Source organism: Enterobacter sp. IF2SW-B1, from assembly GCF_001743375.1.
In the GTDB taxonomy this organism is placed as follows: Bacteria; Pseudomonadota; Gammaproteobacteria; order Enterobacterales; family Enterobacteriaceae; genus Enterobacter; species Enterobacter bugandensis.
In genome coordinates this window covers 1-358 of sequence record NZ_MJAA01000383.1, presented here as the reverse complement: position 1 = coordinate 358, position 358 = coordinate 1, and the positions used below count along the sequence as shown (strand labels likewise).

Genomic DNA, 358 nt, shown 5'->3' with positions numbered 1-358 from the left:
CAGAACCTGTAACAGCAGGCTAAGCAGTCGTTTCTGGTCCTTCACCCGTTCACCCTGCAGATTATAGGTCTGAAAGTTCCCGTTGCTGTTCACCACCCGCGTCAGCTTCGGCGAGGTCACCACCAGCGTGTTGCCGTCAGCAGCAGTCCCCCAGTTATGGCGGCGCGTGGCGCTGAAGAGATCCTGCCCCGGCGAATACTCGTTTGCTTGCGTACTGACGTGCAGCAGGCGCTGCATCAGGGGCGTCATGACGTCTTTATGTTCTGTGAGCATATTGATGCGCTGCGCCGGCGTTCCCGGCCAGTGGATCACCAGCGGAACATGCAGGTTTGGACGTGACCAGCTCATGCTCTTCGTC

Annotated in this window: 1 pseudogene; it reads right to left on the bottom strand. The window is 58.7% G+C overall.

Annotated features, from left to right (window positions below):
• Positions 1-358: pseudogene (locus A6013_RS24745) on the bottom strand (hypothetical protein); the annotation flags it as partial.